This is a genomic window from Janthinobacterium violaceinigrum (assembly GCF_009208555.1).
Classification (GTDB): domain Bacteria; phylum Pseudomonadota; class Gammaproteobacteria; order Burkholderiales; family Burkholderiaceae_D; genus Janthinobacterium; species Janthinobacterium violaceinigrum.
Window position 1 is genome coordinate 53,734 of the sequence record NZ_WFLI01000004.1, and the last position, 20,438, is coordinate 74,171.

At 54.1% G+C, this 20,438-nt stretch carries 17 protein-coding genes; 12 read left to right on the plus strand and 5 right to left on the minus strand.

Going from position 1 to position 20,438, the window contains the following annotated elements; genetic code table 11:
• Positions 1-9: 9 nt before the first annotated feature.
• From GCN75_RS04570 to GCN75_RS04620, 11 genes are all read left to right on the plus strand, one after another.
• The gene (locus GCN75_RS04570; RefSeq protein ID WP_152281567.1) at positions 10-1,002 is read left to right on the plus strand and encodes a glycosyltransferase; all 993 of its coding nucleotides are present in this window, start codon (positions 10-12) and stop codon (positions 1,000-1,002) included.
• A complete protein-coding gene (locus GCN75_RS04575; protein WP_151096888.1) occupies positions 995-2,191 on the plus strand; it encodes a hypothetical protein in 1,197 nt (398 codons plus the stop codon). The genes GCN75_RS04570 and GCN75_RS04575 overlap by 8 nt, the downstream gene beginning before the upstream one ends.
• Before the next feature lie 34 nt (positions 2,192-2,225).
• Entirely contained in the window at positions 2,226-3,260 is a 1,035-nt protein-coding gene (locus GCN75_RS04580; RefSeq protein WP_151096887.1) for a polysaccharide biosynthesis protein, read from the plus strand.
• On the plus strand, positions 3,241-4,368 hold the full coding sequence (gene wbjC, locus GCN75_RS04585; protein ID WP_226941102.1) for a UDP-2-acetamido-2,6-beta-L-arabino-hexul-4-ose reductase: 1,128 nt from the start codon (positions 3,241-3,243) through the stop codon (positions 4,366-4,368). The genes GCN75_RS04580 and wbjC overlap by 20 nt, the downstream gene beginning before the upstream one ends.
• Positions 4,369-4,370: 2 nt before the next feature.
• On the plus strand, positions 4,371-5,501 hold the full coding sequence (wecB, locus tag GCN75_RS04590; RefSeq protein WP_099378153.1) for a non-hydrolyzing UDP-N-acetylglucosamine 2-epimerase: 1,131 nt from the start codon (positions 4,371-4,373) through the stop codon (positions 5,499-5,501).
• A 24-nt stretch (positions 5,502-5,525) separates the two neighbouring features.
• Entirely contained in the window at positions 5,526-6,761 is a 1,236-nt protein-coding gene (locus GCN75_RS04595; protein ID WP_152281568.1) for a glycosyltransferase family 4 protein, read from the plus strand.
• A gap of 8 nt (positions 6,762-6,769) precedes the next feature.
• Entirely contained in the window at positions 6,770-7,375 is a 606-nt protein-coding gene (locus GCN75_RS04600) for a sugar transferase (RefSeq protein ID WP_152281703.1), read from the plus strand.
• Entirely contained in the window at positions 7,375-8,049 is a 675-nt protein-coding gene (locus tag GCN75_RS04605) for an acetyltransferase (protein WP_151096885.1), read from the plus strand. Before GCN75_RS04600 ends, GCN75_RS04605 begins: the two co-directional genes overlap by 1 nt.
• Before the next feature lies 1 nt (position 8,050).
• Entirely contained in the window at positions 8,051-9,229 is a 1,179-nt protein-coding gene (locus GCN75_RS04610; protein WP_152281569.1) for a DegT/DnrJ/EryC1/StrS family aminotransferase, read from the plus strand.
• 117 nt (positions 9,230-9,346) lie between these two features.
• Positions 9,347-11,284 (plus strand): polysaccharide biosynthesis protein, encoded by a 1,938-nt coding sequence (locus GCN75_RS04615; protein WP_152281570.1) that lies wholly within the window; start codon positions 9,347-9,349, stop codon positions 11,282-11,284.
• Between the two features lie 69 nt (positions 11,285-11,353).
• The gene (locus tag GCN75_RS04620) at positions 11,354-12,592 is read left to right on the plus strand and encodes a lipopolysaccharide biosynthesis protein (protein WP_152281571.1); all 1,239 of its coding nucleotides are present in this window, start codon (positions 11,354-11,356) and stop codon (positions 12,590-12,592) included.
• Positions 12,593-12,629: 37 nt separating this feature from the next.
• Here GCN75_RS04620 and GCN75_RS04625 read toward each other — a convergent pair whose 3' ends face one another.
• Entirely contained in the window at positions 12,630-13,538 is a 909-nt protein-coding gene (locus GCN75_RS04625; protein WP_226941103.1) for a sulfurtransferase, read from the minus strand.
• Positions 13,539-13,751: 213 nt separating this feature from the next.
• Between GCN75_RS04625 and dnaE the strand changes: the two genes are divergently transcribed.
• A complete protein-coding gene (dnaE, locus tag GCN75_RS04630) occupies positions 13,752-17,300 on the plus strand; it encodes a DNA polymerase III subunit alpha (protein ID WP_405002778.1) in 3,549 nt (1,182 codons plus the stop codon).
• Between the two features lie 63 nt (positions 17,301-17,363).
• Here the strand turns inward: dnaE and GCN75_RS04635 are convergent, their stop codons facing one another.
• The 4 genes from GCN75_RS04635 to GCN75_RS04650 form a co-directional block, all read right to left on the minus strand.
• Positions 17,364-17,594: a DUF6139 family protein gene (locus tag GCN75_RS04635; protein ID WP_152281572.1), complete on the minus strand. Its 231-nt coding sequence runs from the start codon at positions 17,592-17,594 to the stop codon at positions 17,364-17,366.
• 181 nt (positions 17,595-17,775) lie between these two features.
• Positions 17,776-18,771 (minus strand): VirK/YbjX family protein, encoded by a 996-nt coding sequence (locus GCN75_RS04640; protein WP_193317378.1) that lies wholly within the window; start codon positions 18,769-18,771, stop codon positions 17,776-17,778.
• A gap of 45 nt (positions 18,772-18,816) precedes the next feature.
• A complete protein-coding gene (locus GCN75_RS04645; protein WP_152281574.1) occupies positions 18,817-19,356 on the minus strand; it encodes a universal stress protein in 540 nt (179 codons plus the stop codon).
• A gap of 103 nt (positions 19,357-19,459) precedes the next feature.
• On the minus strand, positions 19,460-20,281 hold the full coding sequence (locus tag GCN75_RS04650; RefSeq protein WP_193317379.1) for a MipA/OmpV family protein: 822 nt from the start codon (positions 20,279-20,281) through the stop codon (positions 19,460-19,462).
• Between the last annotated feature and the right edge of the window lie 157 nt (positions 20,282-20,438).

Below are 20,438 nucleotides of genomic sequence, written 5' to 3' on the forward strand. Positions count from 1 at the left end.
GCAAGGAAAATGAATATATCAATAATTATTCCTTACTGGAAACGTGAAAAACAGATAGAACTGATGTTTTCCAGTCTGGCTGAACAGATACCGTCCGGCGTAGAGGCTGAAGTCTTGGTATGTGACAGCCATAGTGGCGGACAAATTGAAGAAATCATCATGCGCGCCCAGGAAGTTCATCCGTGTTTGAATATCCGTCATTTGCAATGTGAAAATATTGTTGCCCAAAAAAGAAATGTCGGCATCCGCGAGGCTCGTCATGATTTGTTGATTTTTCTTGATGATGACTGTGTTCCGCAAGCTGACTACTTGAAGAATGTTTTTCTTGATGTGGGTAACAATCCAGGCGTCATATTGTGTGGCGAAATTCGATTCCCTGCCAGTCTGGTAGGAGGCAGTAATTATTATCGTTATCGGGATTCAAAGCATCCTACTTTTTCATCTCGGCCATTTCGGGAGCTGGATCAGTGGAGTTTTGTTTCCATGAATATGGTGGCAAAAAAGAGAGATTTGATACAGGCAGGTTTGTTTTATGATGAGCGTTTTATCGGTTACGGTTGCGAGGATCACGAATTTCCATGGCGTATACTCAAGGCCGGGATGAAGATCAGGATGGGAAGGTTTTGTATTGATCATCACGAATATGATGGTGATATTGTCAAATATAAACGAAAAATATTTTGCACGGCACGTGATGGAATGTACATGCTCTCATGCTTGGCACCAGAAATCGTGCATTCGCATCGAAAACTGAGGATGATCGAGACGATCTATTCTGTAAAAGGAATTTCGACTGTATTGGCAAGAACCCTTTTCTCGATTCTGTTTAATCGATATCTTTGTCGTGCCGTTGAGTTATTTTTGCAAAAAACAGATGCAAAAAGAAATTTCTATTTTTCACGAGCATATCGTTATGTGTTGCTATGCAATTATCTCGCCGGAGTCAGGTCGCGTGAGGATCGCCTGACGCAGGCTAGTGTTGGGGCGGGATGGTATGACTAAAGTCTATAATGTATTGATATCGTTGCTCATATGGTCATTTTTCCTTCATTTATTGAGAAACGTAAATAGTGCATATGTTGCAATTCAGGGCATTATTTTTTTTGCGACTTGTGCCTGGTTTTATGTGAGCTATAAGTTGACAAAGAGTGATGTTATTGCTATTGCGATACTTTGCTGTGTATTCTTTTATGTTTTGTTATTGTCCGTTATTTACAATGATGATTATGGTGGTGCTGCACTCGGTATATTCCGTTTCTCAAGCTTGATTATGGCATTTTTGAGTGCATTAATGGTTGTCCGGAGCGATAAAGTCGATGTATTTTGGATGATTTTTAGTCAGTTCATGGCATTGTGCGCCCTGTCATTATATTTTCAATTTATCTTCGGTCCCATTGACTGGTTTGCTGAGTCAAGTGAGCGAGCTGGTTTTTCTCGATATGCATCACTCGCAGGAAGCCTGACCGTGTACGGAGTAATTTGTGGGATGGCCATAATATCGAGCTATTTTTATTTCCAAGGATGGAAAAGAATATTGCTGATAGCCATAATTGTTTCTGGCGGCTTTATTTCTCTGCAGAAAGCTGCGATTGCAAATATTTTCATCGCAGCGGTAGGTATTGCGATAATTGAAAAAGTTTCCTTTAAGCAGCTGTTTAAGATTGGCGTGATTGTATTAGTTATTGGTGCAGTTGTTTTGTGGAGCACAGGACTATATGATATTGCTGAAGTAGGATTTAAGAGTTCGCTAGGTGCCGCTGGTGAGGACGTTCAATCCGACGTATCCCTCTTGCAAAGTGCATTTGATCGCATCATTGAATTGCCAGGTATTGTCTTCGATTTTTATGGCTTGAACAGGCTGTTCTGGGGCATGGGTGTATTTGGTGGTTCCGGCTCTCTCGGTTATCCCGATTTGCCAATGATGCATAATGCATATTTTGATATAATTTCAATTGCAGGATTGCCTTTGTTTAGTGCCTTGTTGATTTATTTCATCACGTTGATTTATAAAGCAACTTATTACTTCGACACGTTGATGAGCGCTGATGTAGATCGAAAAGCGACAGTGCTGATTTTCCTCATGTCCATGCTGAATATGCTTTTTGCAAGTGGGAATTTTTTCCAGCCAGTGATTGCGATTATTTTATGGGTGTCGGTGATATATGTGGCGCGTATGCGCAACCGTACCTGACGTGTCATGTTAATTATTTATAGAGAAAAATATTATGTTTAAAGACAAGGTTTTGTTGATTACTGGCGGAACGGGTTCATTCGGAAACGCTGTGTTGAAGCGTTTTTTGGATACATCTATCGGTGAGATACGGATTTTCAGCCGAGATGAAAAGAAGCAAGATGACATGCGTAAGAAGTACAATCATCCGAAGCTGAAATTTTATATTGGCGATGTGCGTGACTATTCCAGTGTTCTCAATGCCACGCGTGGGGTTGATTTTATTTTTCATGCTGCGGCATTAAAGCAGGTTCCATCGTGTGAATTTCATCCAATGGAAGCTGTCAAGACCAATATCATCGGAACTGAAAACTTGCTGGAGGCGGCAATTCAGAATGGCGTACGCCGCGTAGTCTGTCTCAGCACGGACAAGGCTGCCTACCCGATTAATGCCATGGGCATCTCCAAAGCCATGATGGAAAAGGTCATGGTAGCCAAGTCTCGCAATGTGGATGATGCCAAGACGGTCATTTGCGGTACCCGCTACGGCAATGTGATGGCATCGCGCGGTTCCGTTATTCCGTTGTTTGTCGATCAAATACGGGCTGGGGCCGCGCTCACGATTACTGACCCGGCGATGACGCGTTTTATGATGACTCTGGAAGATGCCGTTGATTTGGTGCTGTACGCTTTCGAGCATGGCAGCAATGGTGACATTTTTGTGCAAAAGGCGCCAGCTGCCACAGTTGATACACTCGTGCAAGCATTGTTGGGATTGCTGGACAAAGCTGGCCATCAGGTGGATATCATCGGCACGCGCCATGGAGAGAAGCTTTACGAAACTTTACTCAGCCGTGAAGAAATGGCTGCGGCGGAGGATCGGGGAGATTATTTCCGTGTTCCCCCTGATTTAAGGGATTTGAATTACGGAAAATTTGTCGAGCACGGCGAGCAGAAGATTTCGACCGCAGAGGACTATAACTCGCACAATACGCACCGCCTTGACGTGAAGGGCATGCAGGCACTCCTGATGAAACTGGAATTCATCAAGAGTATTGTCCGCGGCGAAAATGCTGTTGCAGAAAGCTGATGCCATGAAAGTACTTGTTACTGGCGCAAATGGGTTTATCGGCAAGAATTTGTTGATCCGCTTGCGCGAGCGCGGCGACATTGATGTCCTCACTTTCGTACGTGGGGAAGTGCTGTCTTCCTTGGCAGAGAAGGTGGCCGAGGCCGACTTCATTTTTCACTTGGCTGGCGTAAATCGGCCACAAAATGAAGCCGAGTTTGTCGAGGGAAATGCCGACCTGACGCAGCGCCTTTGCGAAATCGTACGCGCTGATGGACGTGGTGTCCCTGTCCTGTATACTTCGTCTTCCCAGGCCAGCCGCGACAATCCGTATGGCGTCAGCAAGCGTAGCGCGGAAGATGCGTTGCGGACGCTGTCGTCTGAGGGCTTGGCGCGAACCTATATATATCGCTTGCCGAATGTGTTCGGTAAATGGTGCCGCCCTAATTACAATTCTGCTGTCGCGACATTTTCGTACAATATTGCGCATGGTTTGCCGATTCAGATCAATGACCCGGCCGTGCCGTTGCAGCTGGTGTATGTCGATGATGTGATTACTGACTTTTTGCGCGTACTCGATACTCAGCCAGCGGCCGGGGAGCGCGAGGTCGCGCCTGTCTATGCAATTACTGTGGGTGCACTTGCTCAACAGCTGCAGGCGTTTCGTGACAGCCGTACGTCCATGGTCATCGAGGCTGTGGGAACAGGTCTGATACGCGCCTTGTATTCCACCTATATCAGTTATTTCACCCCGGAGCAGTTTGCATATCCTTTGGTCCGCCATGCGGATCCGCGCGGCGTATTCGTCGAGATGCTCAAAACCCGCGATGCTGGGCAATTTTCCTACTTCACGGCACATCCCGGGATTACCCGTGGTGGACATTATCACCATACCAAGACAGAAAAATTTCTTGTCATAAAAGGACGTGCACGGTTTGGATTCCGTCAGATCGATACTGGCGAAACCTACACGCTGCTCACGGACGGCGAGACTCCGCAAGTTGTGGAAACCATTCCTGGATGGTCGCACGATATTACCAATATCGGTGAGGAGGAAATGATCGTGATGCTGTGGGCGAATGAGATATTTGACCGGGCACATCCAGACACTATCACGTACAAGGTTTAAAGATGAAAAAATTAAAAGTAATGACAGTGGTTGGCACACGTCCGGAAATCATTCGCTTGTCGCGTGTCATGGCCGTACTGGATCGGCATTGCGATCATGTGATCGCCCATACCGGACAGAATTATGATTACGAGCTGAATGAGATTTTTTTCCAGGATCTGGAAGTGCGCAAGCCCGATCATTTTTTGAATGCTGCAGGAAGCAACGCGGCAGAAACCATCGGAAAAGTCATCATCGCGGTGGACGCGGTGCTGGAGCAGGAACGACCGGATGCCGTGTTGATCTTAGGAGATACGAATAGTTGTCTGGCTGCGATTCCTGCCAAGCGTCGCAAGATCCCTATTTTTCATATGGAGGCGGGTAATCGCTGTTTCGATCAGCGGGTACCAGAAGAGACGAATCGCAAGATTGTCGACCATACTGCCGATATCAATATGACCTATAGCGATATCGCACGCGAGTACCTGTTACGCGAAGGTTTGCCGCCCGACCGCATCATCAAGACTGGCAGCCCGATGTTTGAGGTCCTGCACCATTATATGCCGGGCATCGATGCCTCGAACGCGTTGGCACGCCTCGACCTGGAGGAGGGACAGTATTTTGTGGTCAGCGCACATCGTGAGGAAAATATCGATTCGGATGTCAATTTTCTCAAGCTGATGCAGGCACTGAATCTGGTGGCGGAAACCTATCAGTTGCCTGTCATTGTATCGACGCATCCGCGCACGCAAAAGCGCATTGATGCCAAGGGTTTTGTCTTTCATCCGCTGGTGCGCTTGCTCAAGCCGCTGGGCTTCAAGGACTATGTCCATCTGCAGGCACGTGCGCGTGCTGTATTGTCTGATAGCGGCACTATTACCGAAGAGTCTTCGATCCTGAACTTCCCTGCGCTCAATATTCGTGAGGCTCATGAACGTCCCGAAGGCATGGAAGAAGCGTCGGTGATGATGACCGGCCTGGATGGCGAGCGTATCTTGCAGGCATTGGCGATTCTGGAAACGCAATCTCGTGGCGCGCAGCGCAATTTGCGCCAGATTGCCGATTACAGCATGCCAAACGTATCGGAAAAAGTGCTGCGCATTATTCATAGCTATACCGACTACGTTAATCGCGTGGTGTGGAAGAAGGCATAAGCCCGTTCACGGAAAAGGAACCCCTTGCGTATTCTTTTGTTAACCCAGTGGTTTGATCCAGAGCCAACCTTCAAGGGGCTTTTATTTGCCCAAAAATTGCAGGAACTCGGACATGAAGTCGAGGTCGTTACTGGTTTCCCCAATTATCCTGAGGGAAAGATCTATGCCGGTTATCGTCAGTCGTGGTGCCATCGCGAAAGCATCGGCGGTGTGCGGATAGCACGCGTACCGCTGTATGCTAGCCATGATAGCTCTGCCTTGAAACGTCTGTTGAATTACTTTAGCTTTGCTTTGTCGTCCAGCCTGTACGGGATTTTCATGGCGCGCAAGGCGGATATCATCTACGTTTATCATCCGCCAATGACGGTGGGTGTCGCCGGCGCCTTGATCGGCTGGTTCCGGCGTACACCTTTTGTCTATGATATCCAGGATCTGTGGCCAGACACCCTGAAGGCGACGGGCATGATCGGCAATCCCCGCATATTGAGTGTCGCGGGGGCTGTGTGTAACTGGATTTATCGCCGAGCCAGCCATATTGTTGTGTTGTCGCCGGGCTTTCGGAGTCTGTTGGCCGAGCGTGGGGTGCCCGAGAAGAAAATGTCGCTCATCTACAATTGGTGTGATGAGACTGGGTTGCAAGCGCCAGTGGGCGGGGTTGCTGACCTGTCCTTTATGAATGGCCGCTTTAATGTGGTATTCGCGGGGAATATGGGAAAGGCACAGGCGTTGGAGGCGGTCATCGCTGCTGCGCAGCTGGTGGCGGCGGAAGAGAGCCGTGTGCAATTTGTACTGGTTGGTGGCGGGGTTGAGGTGGAAAACCTGAAGGCGTTATGCGCGCGGTATAACTTGCCGAACTTGCGTTTTGTGCCTCGCATGCCGATGAACGAGGTTGGCGAAGTATTGGCCCGTGCAGATGCCTTGCTGGTGCACCTGAAGGATGATCCTTTGTTCTCCATCACGATTCCATCCAAGACACAAGCTTATCTTGCTGTTGGGCGGCCAATTATCATGGCAGTGCGGGGTGACGCTGCTGACTTGTTGCGTGAAGCGGAAGCCGGTGTCGTGGCGATACCAGAGGACCCTGAGTCGATTGCGCAAGGCGTATTGCAACTGGCCCGGTTGCCGTTGCCCGAGCGCGAAACGATGGGACAGAAGGCTGCTCAGTTCTATAAGAACAAGCTTTCCTTGAGTGTTGGTGTGGCCGCCTTCATCAAGGTTTTTGAGCATGTTTTGTTTTCCAAAAAAAATGCTGGAAAGTAGTGATGCATATGTTGAAAAGAACCTTTGATTTCATGGCGGCCTTGTTCGCGATCATTGTGCTGTCGCCTCTGATCATCGTACTGGCATTGCTGGTCCGCCTATTTCTTGGCAGCCCTGTCTTGTTCTCGCAAATACGTCCTGGGTTGCATGGACAGCCGTTTACCGTCTATAAATTTCGTAGCATGACGGATGAAAAAAATGCAATTGGTGAATTGTTGCCTGATGAGATACGTTTGACGCGTTTTGGCCAGTTTCTGCGTCGTAGCAGTCTCGATGAGCTGCCTCAATTGTTCAACGTATTGAAAGGAGATGTAAGTCTGGTAGGACCAAGGCCATTATTGATGGAATATTTGCCACTCTATTCCTCAGAGCAGGCTCGTCGGCATCTGGTACGGCCAGGTATCACAGGCTGGGCGCAGGTAAATGGACGTAATGCTATTAGCTGGGAACGAAAATTTGAACTGGATGTCTGGTATGTAGATCATCAGTCATTTCTTTTAGATATGAAAATATTGTTTCTTACAGTAAAGAAAGTGCTGGTTAAAGAAGGCATTAGCGCTGAAGGAGTGGAGACGATGCCACGCTTTCAAGGTGGTATCAAGGAAAAAAGCTAATGTATAAGAACCTGGTGATTTTTGGAATTGGCGGCATGGGACGCGAGGCGCATCAGATTGTCGAGGATATCAATGCAGTGGCACCTGAGTTCAACTTTCTTGGTTTTCTAGACGAAAAGCGGGAGAACCATGGATGCGATGTGCATGGATTTCCCGTACTGGGTGGACTGGAATGGCTGGAGCAGCACAGTGATATCGATGTACATGTTGTCATTGCGATTGGCAATACGATCGCAAGACAAAAAATCGTTGCGCGCATTGAACAAAGCTGCGACGTAAAATTTCATAAACTGGTGCATCCGCAGGCTTGGATCGGAAATCGCGTAGCGATCGGCGATGGTGCCATTATTTGTGCAGGCGCGCGCTTGACTACGGATATTGTGATTGGCAAGCATGTTATCGTGAATGTTGGTGCTGCGATTTTTCATGATGCACACATTCATGACTACGTCACTGTTGCACCGTCAGTCAATATTTCTGGCGCAGTGCAAGTTGGTGAAGGTTGCGATTTGGGAATCGGTAGCGCCATTATCCAGGGGAAAAGTATAGGTCCCTGGTCGATTATCGGCGCCGGAACCGTTGTTATACATGACGTCGCATCTGACGTTACCGTTGTTGGCGTTCCCGCCAAAGTGATTAAAACTCGCCAGCCTGGCTGGCATCATGGATCATAAGATGAAATCTACATTACCTCCTCCTGCTGCATGGCCTGTTTATCCGGAAGACGAAATTGCTGTCGTCACGGATATATTGCGATCAGGGAAAGTTAACTATTGGACTGGCGATACCGGCCGGGCTTTTGAGCGTGAATATGCCGCCTATGTCGGGAGCAAGCATGCCATTGCAGTTGCCAATGGAACCGTAGCGCTGGAGCTTGCACTTTATGCACTGGACATCGGTTCCGGTGATGAGGTTATTACCACCAGTCGTACTTATATCGCTTCGGCAAGCTGTGCAGTAATGCGCGGTGCCGTGCCTGTTATCGTCGACGTTGACCGCGACACGCAAAATATTTCGCCTGCTGCGATTCGTGCTGCAATCACGCCGAAAACCAGAGCCATTCTGGTTGTGCATCTGGCTGGCTGGCCATGCGACATGGACGCGATCATGGCCCTGGCCGAAGAATTTAATCTGAAGGTGATCGAGGACTGCGCACAAGCGCATGGCGCCACCTACAAGGGACGTCAAGTCGGGTCGATCGGTCATGCGGCGGCATTTTCTTTTTGCCAGGACAAAATCATATCAACCGGAGGCGAAGGTGGGATGATGACCACCAACGACGAGGCTGTATGGGAAAAGGCCTGGGCTTACAAAGATATTGGTCGAAGCTACGATGCTGTCTACCGGCGCGAGCACCCACCAGGATTCCGCTGGTTGACAGAAACCTTCGGGACGAATTGGCGTTTGACAGAGGTACAGTCGGCGATAGGTCGCCTGCAACTTGCCAAATTAAATGACTGGATCATCACGCGCAAACAGCATGCCGCTTTCTTGACCGAGGTGTTTTCCACGATTCCCGCGCTGCGACTGACATTGCCGCCGCCCGAGATTGGCCATGCTTACTATAAGTATTATGTGTTCGTAAAGCCGGAATGCCTTGCGTCGGGTTGGAGTCGCGACCGTCTCATGGCTGAACTCAATGCCGCAGGTGTACCTTGCTTCTCCGGTTCTTGCAGTGAAATACATCTTGAAAAAGCATTCGAGAGCTTGCCTAAGCGTGCCGTGCACACGCCAGTGGCACATGAGCTGGGGGAGACGAGCCTGATGTTCTTGGTTCATCCTACGTTGGCGCCCGAGTATATGCGGGCGGTCGGTGAAGTGATACGAGCGGTACTTGCCGAGGCATCGCGTTAACTGCTTGCAGCGTATTTGGTACAGCGCCTGTGTCGACGACGGCGCTGGCGTGAATTTTAGCGATGCCGTTCTGGCCCGTGAACGCGCCATAGTTTATATTTAGATGGGTAATAATTAATGAAACCGTTATTAAGTTTTTCGCGGTTACGTAAACAAATCGTCGCGATGATGGTGGATATGTTTTTCCTGCCATTTACTTTTTGCGTGGCGATTTTTTTGCGTTTTGACGGCTTCAACCTCGCCTTGTTCCGGCCATATGTGTGGCTGATCATTGCAGCGCCACTGGTGGCCATTCCGATTTTTATCCGATTTGGTTTATACCGGGCCGTCATCCGTTTCATCGACTACAAGATTGTCTATGTGGTTATGATAGGAGTGACCCTCTCTGTGGCCGTGCTGGTGACATTGGCGGCGTTCGTGAGCGGGCTCAATGGCTTGTCGCGGGGCGTGTTCGGCATTTATTGGGTGAACGCCATCATGTACATGTTGGCCAGTCGATTCTTTGCGCGTGCCTATTTTGTGCGGACAGCGAGAACCGACGGTGGCGTGCGGGTTGCCATCTACGGTGCGGGAAGTTCCGGAAATCAATTGGCCCAAGCTCTGAACGGTGCTGGTGAATATCGCCCACTGTTTTTTATTGATGATAAGAAAGAATTGCAAGGAGCAACTCTGGGCGGTATTCGTGTTTATGCACCAGAGGCGCTGCCGGATTTGATCGTTGATAAACAGATTAGCAAGATTCTGGTTGCGATGCCCTCACTGTCCAAGGCGCAGCAACGTCGCATCCTGGACCAGTTGGAACCCTTGAAGATCAAAACACTCGTGACGCCGCCAATCAAGAGTCTGGTGAGTGGTATTGCGAGGGTACAAGATATTCGTGAAATCGAGATCGAGGATCTGCTGGGACGGGATGCGGTCGAGCCTGACCACGAATTGATGGCCATGTGCATTATTGGAAAATCCGTGATGGTGAGTGGCGCTGGGGGGTCGATAGGATCGGAACTGTGCCGTCAAATATTGCGCCAGCAGCCAGCGCGCCTGATCTTGCTGGAAATGTCGGAATTTGCGCTGTACTCCATTGAGCAGGAACTGCAAGCCTTGCGCAAGTCCTTGCGCATTGAGGTGGAATTGCTCCCCTTTTTGGGGTCGGTGCTGGAAACGGAGAAGTGCGAGAAGATTTTGCGCAGCTTCAATGTCGAGACGGTTTATCATGCTGCGGCCTACAAGCATGTGCCACTGGTCGAACATAATCCGATCGACGGCATTCGCAATAATGCGCTTGGCACATGGAGCCTGGCACAGGCGGCGGTATCGGCTGGCGTGAAGCGTTTTGTATTGATTTCGACCGACAAGGCAGTGCGTCCGACGAATGTTATGGGATCGACAAAACGGATGGCCGAATTGATTTTGCAGGCATTTTCGCGCAAGCAAACGCATACCTGTTTTTGCATGGTGCGTTTCGGAAATGTGCTGGGTTCTTCAGGATCTGTCGTGCCGTTGTTCCGCAAGCAAATTATGGCAGGTGGTCCCATTACCATCACGCACCCGGAGATAACCCGTTACTTCATGACGATTCCTGAAGCGGCTCAACTGGTATTGCAAGCGGGAGCGATGGGGGCTGGTGGAGATGTATTTGTGCTGGACATGGGTGATCCGGTAAAGATTGTTGATCTCGCCAAGCGTATGGTTCACTTGAGTGGACTGGAAGTGAAAAGCGAGTCGACCCCTGACGGAACGATTGAGATTCACCATGTGGGCTTGCGGCCGGGCGAAAAGCTGTATGAGGAATTGTTGATTGGTGAGAATGTGGAAGGGACTGAACATCCACTGATTATGCGGGCGCAAGAGTCGGAAATTCCTTGGCAACAATTGGAGCCAATGTTGAACGAAATGACCGAGGCTTGTAATAATTTTGACCATGAACAAATACGTACTTTGTTGTTGCGGATTGTGCGTGAATATGCACCGCAGTGCGGTATTGAGGACCTGCTTTGGTCAGTACAATATAGCCGGACTGCATGCGATTACAAGCCGGTGGTTACATTGGCACGTTGACTTTAAGAAAAGGTGCGTGTCGGTGGTCAATTGACTTAGTAGCGGTTAATGAAATATTTGAAGAGAATTATGAAAAAATTAGATGATATGCCTGAATTGAAAAGAAATAGCAACGATGAACCTATCGTATGGAGCGAAGTATTTTCCATATTGTGGAATGGTCGTAAGACATTAGTGGGTGGCACGGCGCTGATCATGATATTGGGCGTATCGAGCACGATGTATTTCTCTAAATACCGCAGCGATGGATTTTTGCAGTTCGGTGGCCCGATTCCATTGATTGTCAAAACCGACATGGATGCCAAGAGCAAGGAGCCAGCGAATGGAATTTCCTTGGCGGACTATAAACGTTACGCTGCTGCCTACACCACCGGTAGCCGGTTTAATGATTTTGTAGTGCAAAACAAGCTGCAGGGCGATCCTGCACTGAGTGAGCTGCGCAAGGCGTTCTTCTCGCGTGATGGCATTGGAAAGATTATTGAGCCGGTATATCCATTTACCAAAATCGATGCTAAAGAATTGATGGAGCCGCCGAAAGATAGCGACAACAACGTGATTGGCTTGCGCATCAATTTTGAGGCACGTAATCCTGCCGATGCACAGGCGATGGTTGCGTTTCTGGGGCGGTATGCAATGGATAGTATCGTGTATCTGATTTATTCCGATGCCTTGCGGTTTAAGCATGCTGAAATTACGACAAGAATCACTCGCCTGGATAATCAGATTATCGATCTTAAAGATAAGCTTGAAAGTTACCAGCGTAAAGGTGGCGCGTTGAAGCAGATCGTCAGCCATTATCCGGATGCGGTAAACCAAGGAAACAGGCAAGTGGTCACCATTACGGAGGAGAATTCCCGCTACTTGTCGCCGGTAACCCATCTTATGTCGACAGAATTGGAAGCATTGTCGGCGAATGAGTCGATCATCAAATTTCAACGCGAAAAAAAGCAGAACTTGCTGATGCGTGAATATTACGATAAGGCCAAAGTTTTAATCGACAACAATAAATCCGGTGAAACAGTGTTGCGCGCACTGGAGGAGATCAAAGAAGGGGTCTTCAAGAGCAAGGATTTGAATGATGAGTTGGTGAAGGAGGTTTACAACCAAATCACCATTGATAATCAAAGTGCCATGAATGTGTACCTTGAGAAAAGCCGTTTCATTGCGGGACCGAGCTTGCCGGAACATCCGTCGACCAGACTCTCGACCGCTTTGATGATGAGCTTCCTGGGAGGCGTATTACTTTCCGGATTACTTGTGTTGGCGCGCCAATGGGTGACGACCAAGGCAAAAAAACCGGCTGAGTAAGCCGGTTCTAGGGGGCGTCGGGTAAATTACCTGTAATTTATTCGACGTGCTTGCTGTAGCAATGCGGGCATGACACTTCATACACGTATTCCGGCGCCAGCTGCTGGCGCGGCGTGACGACGGCGCGGCAGACGAAACATTGCACGGTTTCCGTCGGTTCCAGTTTCGGGTTCAGGGCCGTGCGGTAGTCGAACACGAAGCAGTCGCCCGTGTAGTGCTCGCCGCCCACTTCTTCAAAATACTTGAGGATGCCGCCGTCGAGCTGGTACACGCTGTCGTAGCCGATTTCCTTCATGTGGATGGCCGCCTTTTCGCAGCGGATGCCGCCCGTGCAGAAGGTGACGACGGTCTTGCCTTCCAGCTCGTCCTTGTGCGCCGCGGCGACGGCCGGGAATTCCGTAAACTTGTCGATACGGTAATCCAGCGTGTTGTTGAACGTGCCCACGTCCACTTCGAACGCGTTGCGCGTTTCCATCATGACCACGGGTTTGCCCGCATCGTCGACGCCGGCGTCCAGCCAGCGCTTGAGCGTATGCGCATCGACGGACGGCGCGCGGCCCAGTTCCGGCTTGATCAGCGGCATGCGCATGGTGATGATTTCTTTTTTCAGCTTGACCAGCATGCGCTTGTGCGATTGCTCATTCGACAAGCTTTCCTTCCACTCCAGGTCCGCCAGGCGGGCGTCGCTGCGCACCCACGCGAGGAAGGCGTCGATATGCTCGCGCGTGCCCGACAGGAACATATTGATACCTTCCGGCGTCAGCAGGATCGTTCCCTTCAAGCCCAGCGCCAGACATTGCTCCTGATACAAGGGGCGCATGGCTTCCGTATCGTCGAGCGTAATGAATTTATACGCTGCAATATTGACAAAAGTGACGGCGGGCGTGGCGGCCAGCGGGCTGGCGGCGGCGGAAACGGACGGTGTTGCTGGGGTGATGGCTTGCATGATGGCGATCGGGTTAGACTGAACAGCCGATATTATAAGCCCGGCGGGCCGGGCGGGATACCCGCCATGCCGCCTGGTCGCATGCCGGCGGACCGTGCGCGACAGGAATTTCTTGCTTGCAACCCGGCGCCACATCGCCGGTCCCTGGCCGCGACGCGGTAGAATAGACCCCATTGAATTTTGCAGGAAACGGTACACAGGATGGAAATGGTAATGCAAGAGGCCGGCGCTCCGGCAGGTTCACCGCAAGCGATGCAGCACGTCCCGCAAGGTCCCGGATTTGTCCACTTGCGCGTGCATTCGGAGTACTCGATCGTCGACGGCCTGGTGCGCATCGACGACGTGGTCAAGGCGGCGGCGAAGGACAAGCAGGTGGCGCTGGCCGTCACCGACCTGTCCAACCTGTTTGGCATGGTCAAGTTCTACAAGGAAGCGCGCGGCAAGGGCATCAAGCCCATCATCGGCGTCGATGTGTGGATCACGAATGACGACAACCGCGAAAAGCCGTCGCGGCTGCTGTTGCTGGCAAAGAACCGCATGGGCTATCTGCAACTGTGCGAATTGCTGTCGACGGCCTGGCTGACCAACCAGTACAAGGGGCGCGCCGAGCTGCGCATCGAGTGGCTGCAGGCGCTGGCGACGAATACCTACGACCTGTACCCGGGCGAAAGCGCGGCCAATGGCTTGATCGCCCTGTCCGGCGCGCATTTCGGCGACGTCGGCATCGCCATTGAAAATGGCAACCTGGCCCTGGCCGAGCGCAATGCGCAGCGCTGGGCCGAGATTTTTCCCGGCCATTTCTATGTCGAGATCCAGCGCGGCGGCCAGGCCAACCAGGAGGCGCAGGTGCGCCATGCGGTAGCGCTGGCAGCCAAGCTGGGCTTGCCCGTGGTGGCCACGCATCCCGTGCAATTTATTTCCCCTGAAGAATTCATTGCCCACGAAGCCCGCACCTGTATCGCCGAAGGCGAAATGCTGGCCAACGCCAAGCGGGTGAAACGTTTCAACGACAGCCAGCGCTTCCTGTCGCAGGCCGACATGGCCGAGCTGTTTGCCGACTTGCCGGCCGCGCTGGCCAATTCCGTGGAAATCGCCAAGCGCTGCAACCTGACCTTGACCCTGGGCAAGCCGCAACTGCCGAACTTCCCCACGCCCGAGGGCATGACGATCGACCAGTTCCTCGTTGCCGAATCTCAGGCGGGCCTGGAAAAACGCCTGATTCAGCTGTATCCGGACCCGGAGCGGCGCGAAAAGGAGCGCCCCCGCTACGAGTCGCGCTTGAAATTCGAGACGGACACGATTTGCAACATGAAGTTCCCCGGCTACTTCCTGATCGTGGCCGAGTTTATCCAGTGGGCCAAGGAAAACGGCGTGCCCGTCGGCCCGGGCCGCGGTTCGGGCGCCGGTTCGCTGGTGGCGTATTCGCTGCTCATTACCGACCTGGACCCGCTGCAGTACAACCTGCTGTTCGAGCGTTTCCTGAATCCCGAACGCGTCTCGATGCCCGACTTCGATATTGACTTTTGCCAGGAAGGGCGCGACCGCGTCATCCAGCACGTCAAGGATTTGTATGGCAAGGAGGCCGTCTCGCAGATCGCCACCTTCGGTACCATGGCGGCCAAGGGCGCCATCCGCGACGTGGGCCGCGTGATGGATTTCGGCTACAACTTCTGCGACGGCATCTCCAAGCTGATCCCGTTCAAGCCCGGCAAACCCGTGTCGATCGCCGACGCCATCGAAGAGGAGCCGTTGCTCAAGGAGCGCCTGGAAAACGAGGAAGAGGTCAAGCAGCTGCTGGACCTGGCGCAGCAAGTCGAAGGCATCACGCGCAATATCGGCATGCACGCGGGGGGCGTCTTGATCGCCCCGGGCAAGCTGACGGATTTCTGCCCGCTGTACACGCAGGGCGGCGATTCCGGCGTCGTGTCGCAGTACGACAAGGATGACGTGGAAGCCGTCGGCCTCGTGAAGTTCGACTTCCTGGGTCTGACGACCCTCACCATTCTCGACCGCGCCGTGCGCTACATCAAGCAGCTCGATCCCGCGCAGGCGAACTTCGACCTGGCGACCTTGCCGCTGAACGACAAGCCGTCCTACGACCTGCTGACCAAGGCCAAGACCGTGGCCGTGTTCCAGCTGGAGTCGCGCGGCATGCAGGGCATGCTGAAAGATGCGCGCCCCGACCGCTTCGAAGACATTATCGCGCTCGTGGCCCTGTACCGTCCGGGCCCGATGGACCTGATTCCCGACTTCTGCAAGCGCAAGCACGGCGAACGCTTCGACTATCCCGATCCGCGCACGGAATCGATTCTGTCCGAAACCTACGGCATCATGGTGTATCAGGAGCAGGTGATGCAGATGGCGCAGATCGTCGGCGGCTACTCGCTGGGCGGCGCCGACATGCTGCGCCGCGCCATGGGTAAAAAGAAGGCCGAAGAGATGGCCGAGCACCGCGAGATTTTCCGCGCCGGTGCGGCAAAAGACGGCTTGACGGCGGAAAAGGCCGACGAGATCTTCGACTTGATGGAAAAGTTCGCCGGCTACGGTTTCAACAAATCGCACGCCGCCGCCTACGCCTTGCTGTCCTACCACACGGCCTACCTGAAAGCGCACCACACGGCCGCCTTCATGGCAGCCAACTTGTCGCTGGCCATGGACGATACGGACAAGATCAAGATTCTGGTGGAAGACTCGCTGGAAATCTGCAAGCTGACCTTGTTGCCGCCGGATATCAACGAATCCGATTACCGCTTCACGCCGAGCGGCGCAGCGCCGTCAGTCAGCGGCAAGAAGGTCACGCAGATCCGCTATGGCCTGGGCGCCGTGAAGGGCTCGGGCCAGAACGCCATCGAAGCCATCATCGCCGCGCGCGAGGCGGGCGGGCCGTTTACGAGCCTGTTCGATTTCTGCAAACGCGTGGACAAGAAACAGATCAACCGCCGCACCATCGAATCGCTGATACGCAGCGGCGCCTTCGATTGCCTGAAGGTCGACCGCGCCATCTTGCTCGCGTCCGTGGCCTTCGCCATGGAATGCGCCGACCAGGCGGCCAAGGCGGCCAATCAGGTGAGTCTGTTCGGCGGCGACGACAGCGACATGGTGGCGCCGCCCGAGTACGTCAAGGTGCCCGTGTGGACCGATAAACAGCGCCTGACGGAAGAAAAGATCGCGCTGGGCTTCTACCTGTCCGGCCATCTGTTCGATTCGTATGCGCCCGAGGCGCGCCGTTTTGCGCGCACGAAATTGTCGGAACTGTCGCCGTCGCGCGAACCGCGCATGATGGCCGGCGTCATCACGGGCTTGCGCACGCAGATGACGCAGCGGGGCAAGATCCTCATCGTCACCCTGGACGACAAGAGCGGCACGGTGGAAGTGACGGTGTACGGCGAATTGTTTGATTCCAACCGGAAAATCTTCAAGGAAGATGAATTCCTGGCCGTTGTGGGCAAGGTGTCGGAAGACCGTTTCTCGGGCGGCTTGCGCATCACGGCCGAGAGCGCCTTCGACATCATCGCCGCGCGCGTGCAGTATGGCCGCCAGCTGGGCCTGACCCTGCCCACGACGCTGGACATGAAACGCATCAGCGATGTGATCATGCCGCACCGGGCCGAGGATGGATTGCCGATCGCCGCCAAGGTCAGCCCGCAGGGCGTCAGCTGCGTGCTGCAGTTTGGCGATGCGTGGCGTGTGGCGCCATCGGACGAGTTGCAGACGGCGCTCGAGCAGGTGCTCGGTGCGCAAGAGGTGGCGGTCGAATACTGACCGCTGGCCGCGCCGCAAATGACAAAGCCAAACCGGAGACATTCTGGTTTGGCTTTTTTACGTTTACATGTCTTTCAGGCCCGTGATCGCATAGCCCTTGGCGGCGATCTGCTGGTGCGGCTGTTCAATATGGTAGTCGGGCAAGATCTGGGCATCGTCGGCCACTTCGCTGGCGCGTGCTTCGAGTTGCCAGTCGGTATTGGTCACTTCTTCAGGAATGATCTTTCCTTCCGGCACGGCGAGGTAGGAAAAAATGCCGTCGTGTTCGGCCCGGCGGTAGATGTCTACGCGCATGACTTGCCTCCTAGTAAGCGTTGGGGAAACCGGCGCACCGTAATGCATGCCGATAGTGCTAGCGTAACAGGATTGTGCCGCGGACGGGTTTAAGCGTGTGGGGCGGGAAGCGGAAGGGAGAGGCGCGGGTGATGGCGGGCAAGGACGCGGGGGCGGGGCGTCGTGCGGTGGCCAGGGTCGTTCAGGCGATAGCGGAGGCGTAGTCGTCGTCGTCGATGGCCGATTGGCGTACCTCGCTGGAGGTTGCCGCGGCGCCTGGCAAGGCGATCTGCACGGGGCAGCGATGGTCGTCGAGGCCGCTACGCAGGCTGGCGATCATGGCCAGTGTCAATTCGTGGCGTTTGCGCGCTTCCGAGCGCTTCTTCGAGGGAATCTCTTCCATGACCGGCGAAGGCAGGTTTTCGCACGGCAACTCAAAATCGCCATCCTGGCGGGCTTGCGCTCCCAGTTCTTGCCATAGCGCATTGTAGTCGGCGAACAGACGGCCTTTCTTGGCGGAATGGTGCACGGCGCGGTTGATGTTACCGACAAGAATCATCTTGCGGCAGCCGTGTTCATGGCCCAGCTGGCGCACCAGGCGCACCATCAGGGTCTTGGGGCGCAAGCCGTGCAAGTCGCGCGTTGCTTCGCGCACGCGCTGTGCGCTTTCCTGGCCCTTCGGACCTTGCACGCAGCCGATGCGCATGCCCAGGGTGGCGCGCAGCGGGCAGCCGAAGAAGGAGAAGGCGATCGAATAGAGCACGTTGTCCTCATGCATCAGTTGCAGCACCATCTCGCCTTCGCGGTCCATCGGGTGCAGCGAACACAGTTGCAAATGGTAGGGCGCACCCGATTTTCCCGGCACCGTGCCGAGGCGCACGGGACCGCGGGCCGCCTGCGCCATCAGCGTGCCCCAGCCTTGCTGCAGGATGAAACGGTAGTGCTCGGCCAGCAATTCCACGCGCTGCTGGCAATTCAAGGTCAGGCTCAGGTAAGGGCGGTAGACCTTGTGGATCATGTGCGGATAGGCTTGTACCAGATCCTGAAACGCCGGATGCGAGTTCAGCAGTTGTAGCCAGAGGCGGGTGGGGCGTTGCTGCACGCGGGCCCGCAAATGCAGCTTGAATACTTCGCGCCAGCGGCGCATGCCGGGCGGCATCGCCATCAGGCCGTCAGACAGGGTAATAGTTGGCATCATCGTGCGCATGTCCATGTAAAGAGAGAACGTCCAGGCCGTTTCGGCTCAGACGGGTACCGGGCTGCTGACGCCCTCGTGGTTTGCCAGCAAGATGGTGGTGCTGCGGCTGCCACGCGCCAGCTTGCCGGCCAGCCCGCCCGAAAAATGGCGCGGCCAGCTGCTGTGCCTGTGCGCCGGCAAGACAACTTCGTGGCAGCCCAGCAGTTCAGCCGTATCGAGGATCGTAAACAGCAGCTCGCCGGCGAAAATGTGGGTGTTGAATTCGATATGAGTACGGCTCAGGTACAGGCCCGCCTCGTGCATCATCTGTTGCGTGGCGAGGTCCAGCGCATGGCCTTCGCTGGCGCTGTGCTGGGGCACGCCATTGGCCTGGCGCGGCGGCGCCGGTGTCACGTGCAGCAGGCTGACGCGCACCTTGATGCCCCATTCCTGCAAGCGCCGGGCATAGCGCGCGCCATAGACGATGTCGCTGGCGCGCTTGACGGGCAAGAGCAGCAGCAAGGTATCCTGGCCCGGCATGCCGCACGCATCCGCGGCGCTGTTCGGGGCGCGGTCACGTTGCGGGGCAGGGCGCGATGCATGCATGGAAGGAATGGCCGTGGTGGGAAAACCAAGCCATCTTATCCACGCCCCCGCCCCCTGTAAATTGGCGAAACGGCGTACGGGTTTCCCTTACGCCGGCCCCGTTTTAGTAGCGGTAGGTGACATACACGGCACCGATCGGCGCCGTCTTGCGTTGCACGATGGGGCTCTTGGCCGCGTCGCCCATGCGGTGTTCGACGCCGACCAGGGTATTGAGGCTCCAGCGCGCATCGAAGCGGTGCTCCCAGTTGACGGTGGCCTGCGCTTCATAGAAGCCGCCCTTGGGCGTGTATTGTTTGAACGAGGTATTGGCGGCCTGGGTGGCCGTCACGCCATACATGGTCTGCACGTACTTGCGCTCGCCCCAGCCCAGCTGGCCGCCGATGCTCACGCTGTCTTGCTGCACGCCCTTGGCATCGGCGCGGCCGTAGACCTGGCCGGTGGCGCCGAAATGCACATTCGCGCCATTTTCGCGGTTCGACAGGGGAATGTCGCTCGAGACGCTCAGCGACAGGCCCGGCATAGGCGAATAGCCTGCGCTCAGCAGGGCGCTGGCGTTGCCCTTGACTTCGCCCATGCCCTTCAGGTAATCGCTGCCGCCCCAGCCGTTGACGCCCTTGCGCTTGTGGTCTTCGCGGTTGCCGCGGTAGCCCAGCGCGGCGCTGTAGCTGAAGGCGCCCGCCTGGCCGCCGTAGCCGATGCCGCGCGAGGTGCTGATGAACAGGCCATTGGACATGGCGTAGTCGAGGATGATCAGCGGCGAGGCCGACAGCTTGTCGGAGCCGGAATAGCTGGACACGGCAGCGACGCCGCCGCCGATGGTGAAGACATTTTCCGACGTTGGTTCGGCTGCCGCGGCGGCCAGGGGGTTCAGGCTCAGGCCGCAGGCCAGTGCCAACGAGGTCAACAGGGTTGTAGATGCGTGCATGGAGTTTTCCGTCAGGTGGAGAACCGAGTCCGGAGTGGCTCGATTGACTGCCGACAGTATCGGACCGTGCCATGAAGGAAGAATGAGCCTTTTATTAAGATTGCATGAAGACGGCTTCTTTACCCATTCTTCAGCTTGTGGTGGTTTAATACTCACC

Coding starts and splice junctions, on each gene's coding strand:
- GCN75_RS04570 (WP_152281567.1), top strand. CDS start 10: ATGAATATATCAATAATTATTCCTTACTGGAAACGTGAAAAACAGATA.
- GCN75_RS04575 (WP_151096888.1), top strand. CDS start 995: ATGACTAAAGTCTATAATGTATTGATATCGTTGCTCATATGGTCATTT.
- GCN75_RS04580 (WP_151096887.1), top strand. CDS start 2,226: ATGTTTAAAGACAAGGTTTTGTTGATTACTGGCGGAACGGGTTCATTC.
- wbjC (WP_226941102.1), top strand. CDS start 3,241: ATGCTGTTGCAGAAAGCTGATGCCATGAAAGTACTTGTTACTGGCGCA.
- wecB (WP_099378153.1), top strand. CDS start 4,371: ATGAAAAAATTAAAAGTAATGACAGTGGTTGGCACACGTCCGGAAATC.
- GCN75_RS04600 (WP_152281703.1), top strand. CDS start 6,770: ATGTTGAAAAGAACCTTTGATTTCATGGCGGCCTTGTTCGCGATCATT.
- GCN75_RS04605 (WP_151096885.1), top strand. CDS start 7,375: ATGTATAAGAACCTGGTGATTTTTGGAATTGGCGGCATGGGACGCGAG.
- GCN75_RS04610 (WP_152281569.1), top strand. CDS start 8,051: ATGAAATCTACATTACCTCCTCCTGCTGCATGGCCTGTTTATCCGGAA.
- GCN75_RS04615 (WP_152281570.1), top strand. CDS start 9,347: ATGAAACCGTTATTAAGTTTTTCGCGGTTACGTAAACAAATCGTCGCG.
- GCN75_RS04620 (WP_152281571.1), top strand. CDS start 11,354: ATGAAAAAATTAGATGATATGCCTGAATTGAAAAGAAATAGCAACGAT.
- GCN75_RS04625 (WP_226941103.1), bottom strand. CDS start 13,538: ATGCAAGCCATCACCCCAGCAACACCGTCCGTTTCCGCCGCCGCCAGC.
- dnaE (WP_405002778.1), top strand. CDS start 13,752: ATGCAAGAGGCCGGCGCTCCGGCAGGTTCACCGCAAGCGATGCAGCAC.
- GCN75_RS04635 (WP_152281572.1), bottom strand. CDS start 17,594: ATGCGCGTAGACATCTACCGCCGGGCCGAACACGACGGCATTTTTTCC.
- GCN75_RS04640 (WP_193317378.1), bottom strand. CDS start 18,771: ATGATGCCAACTATTACCCTGTCTGACGGCCTGATGGCGATGCCGCCC.
- GCN75_RS04645 (WP_152281574.1), bottom strand. CDS start 19,356: ATGCATGCATCGCGCCCTGCCCCGCAACGTGACCGCGCCCCGAACAGC.
- GCN75_RS04650 (WP_193317379.1), bottom strand. CDS start 20,281: ATGCACGCATCTACAACCCTGTTGACCTCGTTGGCACTGGCCTGCGGC.